This is a genomic window from Desulfonatronospira sp. MSAO_Bac3, assembly GCF_003838035.1.
GTDB classification, from domain to species: domain Bacteria; phylum Desulfobacterota; class Desulfovibrionia; order Desulfovibrionales; family Desulfonatronovibrionaceae; genus Desulfonatronospira; species Desulfonatronospira thiodismutans.
The window spans coordinates 1-9765 of the sequence record NZ_QYZY01000196.1; the positions used below are offsets into that span (position 1 = coordinate 1).

Genomic DNA, 9765 nt, shown 5'->3' on the forward strand with positions numbered 1-9765 from the left:
TGATATTAACATAAGCAACAGCATTACATATGTCCAACAGTGAAAAACTCTACCAGGAAGCAGCTGGAGCCATCCGCAGTTCTGAGTGCATGCTGGCTTTGACCGGGGCCGGCATATCAGTGGCCAGCGGCATTCCTGATTTCAGGAGCCCGGGAGGACTGTGGTCCAGATACGATCCCCAGGCAGTGGCCTCGGACTGGGCCTTAGAGAACAATCCGCGGCAGGTCTGGGAATTTCTGCTGGAAGCCGTAGGTGTGATTGCCGCTGCAAAACCCAACCCAGCCCATGAAAGCCTGGCCCGTATGGAAGATATGGGTTATTTAAAGGCCGTAATTACCCAGAACATAGACAATCTGCATCAGAGAGCAGGCTCCAGAAAAGTTATAGAATTTCACGGAGGGGCCGGTACTTTCTATTGCCACAAATGCAAAAAAAAGTATAATCAGCAAAAAGCGCTGGAACTCACCAGAAATGATATACCCTGGCTTTGCAGCCAGTGTTACGGAGTGGTCAGGCCGGGGGTGGTCTTTTTCGGGGAGCAGATTCCGGAACAGGCCTTGCACGAGACCAGGCGTCTGGTGCTGGCAGCGGACCTGGTGCTTGTGGCCGGCACTTCCGGGGACGTGGCGCCTGCCGGAACTCTTCCGCGGTGGGTCAAGGAGCAGGGGGGCAGGGTTATCGAGGTCAACCTGGGCCGGACCAGTTTCCAGAATATTTCGGACATCCGGCTGGATGAACCGGCCGAAACCGCTTTGCCCCGCATAGTGGAAGCCCTGTAACCAGCCTGAGAATTTACGCGCACAATACCCATCGAGGTTTTATATGGATATATTTCTTCCTGAGCAGGGGCTCTGGAGCATGCTGGCCCAGGCTTCGCTGCTCATCCAGTTTATCATGCTGGTTCTTCTGGTAATGTCTGTGTCCAGTTGGACCATTATAATATATAAATTTATTTCTTACAGGCGGTTCACAGAGAACTTAGGCAATCAGCTGCAGATTTTCGACAGGGCGTCGGACCTGGCCGAGGCCATGAAAAAGGTCCGCCAGGATGCCGATTCTCCCCTGTACCGTATCGGTTTTTCCGCCCTCAAGGAGATCCAGAAGCTGGAGCAGAGCCAGCTTTCCTCCAGCGTCAAGTTTCGCATCGCTGAAGACAATGTTCGCCGGGTGCTGAGGCAGGGGGTAAGCACACACCTGAAAAACCTCGCCTCTTCTCTGCCGTTTCTGGCTATCTGCGCCAACTCCTCCCTGCTCATCGGACTTCTGGGCACTGTATGGGGCATCATGAACGCCTTTCACGCCATAGGCGTGCAGCGGGGAGCTTCTCTGGCCACTGTAGCTCCGGGCATTTCCGAGGCCCTTATTACCACGGCCTTCGGACTGGTGGTGGCCATTCCGGCCACAATTTTCTATAATATACTGTGGGAACGTCTGAACAGCATCCAGGCAGATCTTATTTATTTTGCCGGTGCTTTTCTGAACCGGGCCCAGAGAGAGCTGCCCTGGATGGAAAAGAGAGAAAAATAAGGCATGGACTTCGATCCCCTGGGCAAAGGATATATTTCGCAGACCAATGTCACTCCCATAGTGGATGTAATGCTGGTACTGCTGATAATTTTCATGATCACGGCTCCCATGCTGAGCCAGGGGCTGGAGGTGGAGCTTCCCCGCACCACCATGGTGGAGACCCTGCCCCATGACGAGGACACCCTGGTGGTTCACGTGGACAAAGAGGGTGTGATCTACCTGGATGAGTACGAAGTGGAGCTCAATGAACTGGCCGGGCATCTGCAGAGAATGATCGAGGAAAGGGACAGGCCGGTTTACCTGAGGGCTGATCAGGATGTACACTATGGCCTGGTGGTCCGGATCATGTCCGCAGTCAGGGAAGCCGGAGTTGAGCGTCTGGGGGTGCTGGCCGAACTGGACACAGACTGATTCCATGCAGATAGTATCCTTTCTGGTCTCTTTTCTGATGCATGTCGCTCTGATCCTGGTCACCCTTATCACCTTCAGCAAGCGCCCCCAGGAATTTCCTGAAGATCTGACCCGGCACGTATACGAGGTAGAGCTTTCGCATTTTGCCAGGCAGGCACCGGAACCTGAGCCTGAACCCGAGCCCGAGCCGGAACCTGATCCTGAGCCAGATCCAGAACCGGAACCAGAACCGGAGCCTGAACCGGAACCAGACCCCGAGCCAGAGCCCGAGCCTGAACCGGATCCCGAACCGGTACCCAGGCCAGATCCTGAACCAGATCCCGAACCCGAACCTGAGCCAGAACCCGAACCAGAACCCGAACCTGAGCCTGAGCCTGAACCGGAACCTGATCCCGAGCCCGAACCTGATCCGGAACCAACCCCGGAGGAAATAAGGCAACAGGCCCTGGCGGAACTGCAGGAAGAGGCGGAGCAGAGACGAAGCGAGCGCCCGGCCCGGGAGCCGAGCGGTGCCCTGGAGGTTTATCAGGCAATAGCAGCCGAGCACATCAAAAGAAACTGGAGATTTCCCAGGATCGGGCGTGAAGAGGACCTGGTGGTCAGGGTGCAGGTGGAGATTGATTCGGGGGGGCGTATTCTGGATTACAGCGTGGTCGAGGGTTCAGGCCGGAGTGAGTTTGACAGCTCAGCCCTGAGGGCCGTCGAGGACACATCAAGACTGCCTGAACCGCCCGGGGACATAAGGACCCTGGTGATTGATTTTAATCTGCAGGATATGCTGTGAATGGAAGAGGTATGGGGCAGAGGGAAGAACGTGTGGGTGTATGGGAGTATGGGTGTATGGGAGTGGGAAGAGGAGGAGATGGAGCATGGGGCAGGGGGAAGAACGTGTGGGTGTATGGGAGTAAAGAGAATTGCCTGTGCTGTACGCAAAATCTTTTGAAACGTCAGACGTCGGGCACAGGCAGGGCTTTGAAGTTCAAACCGGTTATATTATAACCTTAACCAGTCAATCAGAACTTAAATGATCAAACTACGCTTTTTTATTTTTCTGTCGGCGATTTTCCTGGTGGTGAGCCTGCTGCCTACCAGGGCCTGGGCCCAGGATTCCCTGCACATTGACATATTCGGTCCCGGTGAGGACAGGATAAATGCCTTTGTCGCTCCCCCCAGGGACCTGCAGTCAGAGGTCCTTCACAATCCGGAGCTTGGCAGCCGGATTTATGATGGACTGCAGTCCAACCTGGGTCTTTTGCCTTTTCTCACCCAGGTGAATCCGGAGCATATCCTGGGAGGACCAGGTGTAGAGGGTGTGCGGGGCAGGGATATAGATTTCCGCAAGTTCAATCTTTCCAGAGTGGATCTATTGCTGACCATCGGCCTGGAGCAGCATGCCGGGGGTCCGGGGTCGGTGGAAATCAGAGCTTTCGAGGTATTTGACCAGAGGATGATACTGGGCAGAGCCTATGACCTGCAGGACTTGGACCAGGTGCCTTTGATGCTCAGGCGCTTTTGCGCAGAACTTATGGAATACCTGACCGGCAACGGAGACTTCTTTCGTTCCAGGCTTGCTTTTGAGCGCAAAAAAAACGGAAACAAGGATATATGGTCTGTAACCCCCCAGGGCAACGACCTGACCCGACTGACGGACTTAAGAGGCATAACCCTCAGCCCTGCCTGGTCTCCAGACGGCAGCAGAATCGCCTTCACCCTTATGCGGGACAATGAGCACCACCTGGGAATATGGGACCTGGAAAAGGGTGAGGAAGAGGTTTTTTCCATGCCTGGAAATACTGTGATTTCACCTGCTTTTTCGCCGGAGGGCAGGCTGGCGCTCAGCCTGGATCCCATGGGTCGTCCGGACATATACTGGCTTGATGACGACTACGGCGTTGATGAGACTATAATGGAGCACTGGGCCATTGATGTGTCACCAAGCTTTGACGCCAGCGGCACAAAGATGGCTTTTGCTTCGGGCAGGCTGGGCAATCCGCATATCTTTGTCCATGATTTTGAAAAAGGTCAGATACAGCGGGTTTCCTACGAGGGCCGTTACAATACCAATCCCAGCATAAGTCCGGAAGGTGATTTTGTGGCCTTTACCCGGCAAACACCGGACGGGCACCGTATCTTTGTTGTCGACCTTGAGACCGGGCGAGAGAAGCAGATTTCCTCCGGTCCGGGCAATGATGAGGATCCGGCTTTTGCCCCGGATGGATACTTTGTGGCCTTTTCCTCCAACCGCAGCGGGGAGTACAGGCTGTACCTGACAACCCGCAACGGTGATGAACCAAGGGAGATATCCACCGGGGAAGGTAACGCCAAAGCCCCGGCATGGGGTCTGGAAAAGGATTTTTAGGGTTATTAAACCTTCAACATCATTTACAGGGAGAAGTGTATGAAAAACAGGACAGTCATGCTGCTGGCTCTGCTTCTGGGGCTGATCATGTTTGCCGGTACCGGATGCGGCAAGCGGGCAGTGGAGGCTCCCACGGATCCTGCCGCAGAAGAGCTTACAGAAGAGGAAAAGGCCAGGCTTGAAGAAGAAAGGCTTAAAGAAGAAATGGAAAGGCAGGCCCTGGAGGAGCGAAGGCTTCAGGAAGAGCGCATGGAGCGGGAAAGAGACGAAGTTGATGCTGAAGCCAGGATTCAAGATGCAATGGAGGAAATCACCGCAAACCGCATCCATTTTGCCTTTGATTCCTACGAGCTCGATGCTGATGCCCGTTCCGCCCTGCAGAAGATTTCCGAGCACATGAAAAGGTTTGACGAGTTGCGCCTGGTCATTGAAGGCCATACCGACGAAAGAGGTACGGCGGAATACAACCTGGCCCTGGGGGAAAGAAGGGCCAGGGCGGCTTATGAATTCCTGGTTCTGCTGGGAGTCTCCTCGGATCGCTTGCAGATCATAAGCTACGGCGAGGAGAACCCCTTAGTGGATGAGTCCAATGAGTCAGCCTGGGCTCAGAACCGCCGGGCGGAATTCAAAGTCCTGGATTAGACCGGGGCCTGAGCAATTGTTTCAGCAAGACCTGCTCCGGCGAAACAACTATGATGGGGGGTTGAAAAGACCTTCCATACGAGGGAGATTGAGCTTGGGGCAGGTCGGGGCAAGGTAGCAGACCTGACATCCGTTTTTGTAAGGATAAAAAGTCAGGGTGGAATACTTGTAATTGAGAGTCCCCTGGTTGGAAAATTCCAGCCCTACCCGGGCCAGGGATCTTTTCATAATCTTGTTGGGCTTGGGCACCGGTGCGCACTGATCACGGCCTATGCTGGGGATAAGTTTCTGCAGGGCGCAAGTGATCATGGTCTGTACCAGGGCCTGGAGCTTGAATCCCTTTGAAGGCGAGTCCGGCCAGATTTCATCGATTTTTTCCTCCACTGACCTGTCCATAAACACGGCCAGATAACCTTTTTTTCTGCCGAAGATATAGATGCTCAGTGCAGGACTCCATTGTTCCCAGTAACCAAGCATCTCCGCCACTTCCGGGCCGTCAAGGTCCCCGGTCTGGGCCAGAGCCATATATGTGGGCAGGTCAAAGGATATCTGGGGGTCGATTTTCCGGGCTTCCAGTAATTTCACGTTATTCTCCCTTTAAAAATTTTATCCCGGGTAATGCAAACCCTGCCTCAGGGTCAAGGGGCAGGATATGTCAAGGACATTTTTTCTGCACCTGCAAAAGGACTTTTTGCAGGTGCATCCGGTGGATGTCTGGTGGATTTCTATCCCCGTGGATCAACTATTGCTTATGGGCATAATTAGTATTAAACATGCCTGCATCGCAGACGTTTATGATCATCAGGAAACAGGAAACGACATGAAGCAAAGGCCCATGGAAACTATTCAGGAACTGCAGGCCCTGGATAAAAAGCTTGCTTCCCTTATCGCCAGACGCAGCAGGCTTTTGGGAGATCTGTCCCGGAACAGGCAGGACAAGAACAAGAGTCTCGCCGATCCGGAACTGGAGAAGAGGCTCTGGCAGGTATGGAAAAAGGAGCTGCAGCCCAGCAATCCAAGCCTGGTGCGCCAGGCCTTCACCCTTTTAAACAGCATGGGGTATTTCGAGGCTGAAAGACCCCACGGGGACAAGCCTTTTTGCCTTTATCCCACCAGAAGGCCGCTTGATCACGAGTTTCCGGGGCCTCTGGACCTGGAGCTGGTCAGGGGCCTGGTGTCCATGGCGGCACTTACCCCCCGGCAGTGCATGCTGGAAGGGCTCAACGTCAATGATGAAATCCTGGAGCTGGTCAAGGCGGCCAATCAGTGCGGGGCAAAACTGTCATGGAGGTCCAGCACCCTTCTTGGGCAGGGAATGGGTGATGTGGACCTGGACGGACAGAGTCTTTTTCTGGGGCAAAGCTCCTTTAATTTTTATTTCTTTTTCTGCCTGGGTCTGGGGCATCCCTGCAGGATCAAATTCTCCGGATCGGCCACGCTCAAAACCTTGAACCTGCGTTTTCTGCTGAATCTGGCACCGGCTCTCGGGGCCAGGCTCAGTTCCATAGAGCCCCAGAGCTACAGTCTGCCGGCCAAGCTTGAAGCAGGCGGCAATCTTCCGGAAGAAGTGGAGATACCTGAAGATGCAGACCCGGAGTTTGTCCGGGCCTTGATGCTGGCGGCAACTACTTATTCCAGCCCACTTCGCATCAAGTATCCCCGGGCGGCTGAAGTCCAGGTCACGGACTGCCTGAAAATTTTTGCCGCCTGCAGAATCAGAGCCCAGGAGCAAGGACAAAGAACCATAACCGTGCAGCCGGGGCAGCCTGTTCTTGAGGATCATGCGGACATACCCCTGGATCCCCTTCTTTCGGGTTTTCTGCTGGCCCTGGCCAGGATGGGTAAAGGCCGGGTGCGGCTTAAAGGGAACTGGCCCAGGAAGTGCGCCAGGGCTGAAAAAATCCTGGACCTCATGCGCAGGTCAGGCCTGGATATAGAACTGGAAGAAAACGGCATTGCAGCCAGAGACGGGGAGCCCAGGCATAAACCGGTCTTTGATCTGAGTAGTTTTCCGGAAATAACCCCCCTGATCTTCCCCCTGGCCCTTACCAGGGAAGATGACGCGCCTGTAAGACTGCTCCTGCCCCGGGAGAGCATTCACCTGGAAACGGTCTTGGACCTGCTGGTCCTTCTGGGATACCAGTTCAGCCAGGATGATGAAGGCCTGAGCATTTTCAGCAGGCAGGCACATCATGATAAAAGTCCGGCATGGACAAGCCCTGGTCCCTGCTGGAGCCTGGGGTACTGCCTGCTGTCATTCAGGTTCCCCGGGATATGTCTTTGCAATCCCGGCAATCTGGCCGCCCTTTGGCCGGGTTTCTGGAAAATATTTACCAACTTGTCCCCAAAAAAAGCACAGGAAAGCGATGAACATTTTCAAAAATCAAGAAAACGGATCCGTATCCAGGGAGATTGAGCGCCTGGATGCTGAACTGGAAGAGATAAGGCAGCAAAAGGACATGTGCCTTAAGCGCAAAAAAACGCTCATGTCCGAGGAAAAACCCAGTGAAGGTGTTTTCTTTAACGATGAAATTCACTCCATGCAGATGGAAGCCCTGCGGCTGGAGGTGGAAGCTGAAACCAGGCGCAAGAAGATAAACCGCCTGCGCCTGGGATATGAATCATAGGAGGAATAAACGTGCACAAGAATCTTACCCGGAAAATTATTGAAGAGCATCTGGTGGCCGGAAGCCTGACACCGGGAGAAGAAATCCAGATTAAAATCGATCAGACACTTACCCAGGACGCTACAGGCACCATGGCTTACCTGCAGTGGGAAGCGCTGGACCTGCCCAGGGTAAAGACCGAGCTTTCAGTAAGCTACGTGGATCACAATACCCTGCAGATGGGTTTTAAAAATCCTGATGACCACAGATACCTGCGTACTGTGGCCGCCAGGTACGGAATTGTGTTTTCCCCTCCAGGCACTGGAATATGCCATCAACTGCATCTGGAGAATTTTGCCGTGCCCGGCAAGACCCTCATCGGATCGGACAGTCATACTCCCACAGCTGGAGGAGTGGGCTCCCTGGCCATGGGTGCGGGAGGGCTTTCGGTCGCTCTGGCCATGGCGGGAGAGCCCTACAGCCTTTATATGCCCAGAGTGGTCAAGGTGTACCTGGAAGGAAAGCTGACAGGTCATGCAGGAGCCAAGGATATCATTTTGCATATCCTGCAGAGACTGAGCGTCAAGGGAGGAACAGGCAGGGTCCTGGAGTATACAGGTCCTGGAGTTGCAGACCTTTCCGTGCCTGAGCGGGCCACCATTACCAATATGGGGGCGGAGCTCGGCGCGACCACCTCGATTTTTCCTGCAGACGAGACAGCCAGGCGGTTTCTGCGCAGCATGCAGCGTGAAGGGGATTTTTCCGAACTTGGTCCCGACCCGGAGGCATCATACGACCAGGAGCTTTTCGTGGACCTTTCCAGTATAGAGCCCATGGCGGCCAGGCCGCATATGCCGGATCTGGGCACTACTGTCAGGGAGCTGGAAGGCAGGAAGGTGGACCAGGTGGCCATAGGGTCCTGTACCAATTCCTCGTATGCGGATCTGAAGATTACAGCAAAAATACTTGCAGGCCGCAAGGTGTCCGAAGATACGGAACTGCTTATATCTCCGGGCTCCAAGCAGGTACTTAAAATGCTGGCTGCTGAAGGCCTGCTGGAACCACTGCTGGACTCCGGGGCCAGAATACTGGAATGCGCCTGCGGGCCATGCATCGGGATGGGCGGATCACCTGTTTCCGGCGGGGTCAGCGCGCGTACTTTCAATCGCAATTTTGAGGGCAGAAGCGGAACCCAGGATGCCGGAGTTTACCTGGTAAGCCCGGTGACAGCGGCCCATACAGCCCTGGAGGGCGCATTCACCTCCCCGGAGAAATGGGGGGAGCCGCAGCCGCGGCCGAGCCTGCCGGACAACGTGCCTTCCATCAGGGATCAGTTTATCTTCCCTGAAGACGCTGATTCACGGGAGATATACCGCGGGCCCAACATTGTCCCCCTGCCGCAGTTCGAGCCTTTGCCCCAGAACCTGGACCTGCCGGTACTCATCAAGTGCGGGGACAATATCTCCACGGACCATATCCTGCCCGGAGGGGCTCAGGTTACGGCCCTCAGGTCCAACATCCCGGCCATAAGCGAGTACATTTTTTCGCGTCTGGACGAAGATTTCGTGCCCCGGGCAATGCAGGCCGGACAGGGACTTATCCTGGGCGGGGAGAATTATGGGCAGGGTTCCAGCCGGGAACACGCGGCCCTGGCTCCAAGATATCTGGGGGTAAGGGTGGTGCTGGTGAAATCCTTTGCCCGCATCCATAGAGCAAACCTGATCAATTTCGGAATACTGCCGCTTATACTGACCAACCCACAGGATTACGACAGGCTGGAACAGGACCAGGCAATCAGGGTGAATACCACGGATCTTGTCCCCGGGGGGGAATGTTTTCTGGAAGCCGGCGCTGGAGACAAAATAAAGGCCGTAAACGATTTGACCCCGGCAGAGTTGGAGATTATAAAATATGGAGGCCTTTTGAATCTGGTGCGCGAGAGGAAAAAGGGTAAGGCCTGATTTCATGTGCGTTTATGTCTGCTGTGAAAGTTCCTGAAGTCCAGTCATAAAAAACAAGAACCACGCTAACCACGCTATGAAGCGTGGCAGGAAAGCGTGGCAGGCCTTTGAACCACGCGAAGCGCGTGGCAGGCCAGCCGCTAAGTACGCAAAGTTAAAGACGCGAAGCAGGTGTATTGTCCAAAACCGGGACACGGTTTTGGACAAGGCTGCCTTTTCATTTGCCGTTATCACGCGAAGCGCGTGACAAATGAAAAAA

Annotated in this window: 10 protein-coding genes; 9 read left to right on the forward strand and 1 reads right to left on the reverse strand. The window is 54.5% G+C overall.

The annotated features are described in order from the left end of the window. The first annotated feature begins 29 nt into the window (after positions 1-29). The 6 genes from D5S03_RS06780 to pal all read left to right on the forward strand — a co-directional run bounded on the left by D5S03_RS06780 (position 30) and on the right by pal (position 4939). Positions 30-779, forward strand: coding sequence for an NAD-dependent deacylase (locus D5S03_RS06780; protein ID WP_287043127.1), 750 nt, complete (start codon positions 30-32; stop codon positions 777-779). Positions 780-822: 43 nt separating this feature from the next. After that, the gene (locus D5S03_RS06785) at positions 823-1527 is read left to right on the forward strand and encodes a MotA/TolQ/ExbB proton channel family protein (protein ID WP_287043129.1); all 705 of its coding nucleotides are present in this window, start codon (positions 823-825) and stop codon (positions 1525-1527) included. Between the two features lie 3 nt (positions 1528-1530). Continuing rightward, positions 1531-1938, forward strand: a complete 408-nt coding sequence (locus D5S03_RS06790) for an ExbD/TolR family protein (protein WP_008870617.1) — start codon at positions 1531-1533, stop codon at positions 1936-1938. Positions 1939-1942: 4 nt separating this feature from the next. Beyond that, positions 1943-2722: an energy transducer TonB gene (locus D5S03_RS06795; protein WP_287043132.1), complete on the forward strand. Its 780-nt coding sequence runs from the start codon at positions 1943-1945 to the stop codon at positions 2720-2722. 240 nt (positions 2723-2962) lie between these two features. Next, on the forward strand, positions 2963-4297 hold the full coding sequence (locus tag D5S03_RS06800; protein WP_008870614.1) for a beta-propeller domain-containing protein: 1335 nt from the start codon (positions 2963-2965) through the stop codon (positions 4295-4297). A 39-nt stretch (positions 4298-4336) separates the two neighbouring features. After that, a complete protein-coding gene (gene pal, locus D5S03_RS06805; protein WP_008870613.1) occupies positions 4337-4939 on the forward strand; it encodes a peptidoglycan-associated lipoprotein Pal in 603 nt (200 codons plus the stop codon). A 48-nt stretch (positions 4940-4987) separates the two neighbouring features. On the opposite strand, the gene D5S03_RS06810 is transcribed toward pal, so the two are convergent. After that, positions 4988-5524, reverse strand: a complete 537-nt coding sequence (locus tag D5S03_RS06810; protein WP_287043133.1) for a hypothetical protein — start codon at positions 5522-5524, stop codon at positions 4988-4990. Positions 5525-5591: 67 nt separating this feature from the next. Between D5S03_RS06810 and D5S03_RS06815 the strand changes: the two genes are divergently transcribed. From D5S03_RS06815 to D5S03_RS06825, 3 genes are read left to right on the forward strand one after another with little or no spacing between them, the layout of a single operon-like run. Continuing rightward, positions 5592-7355, forward strand: coding sequence for a carboxyvinyltransferase (locus tag D5S03_RS06815; RefSeq protein WP_008870611.1), 1764 nt, complete (start codon positions 5592-5594; stop codon positions 7353-7355). Further along, entirely contained in the window at positions 7306-7566 is a 261-nt protein-coding gene (locus D5S03_RS06820) for a hypothetical protein (protein ID WP_008870610.1), read from the forward strand. Before D5S03_RS06815 ends, D5S03_RS06820 begins: the two co-directional genes overlap by 50 nt. An 11-nt stretch (positions 7567-7577) precedes the next feature. Then, positions 7578-9506 (forward strand): aconitate hydratase, encoded by a 1929-nt coding sequence (locus D5S03_RS06825; protein WP_008870609.1) that lies wholly within the window; start codon positions 7578-7580, stop codon positions 9504-9506. The last annotated feature ends 259 nt before the right edge of the window (positions 9507-9765 follow it).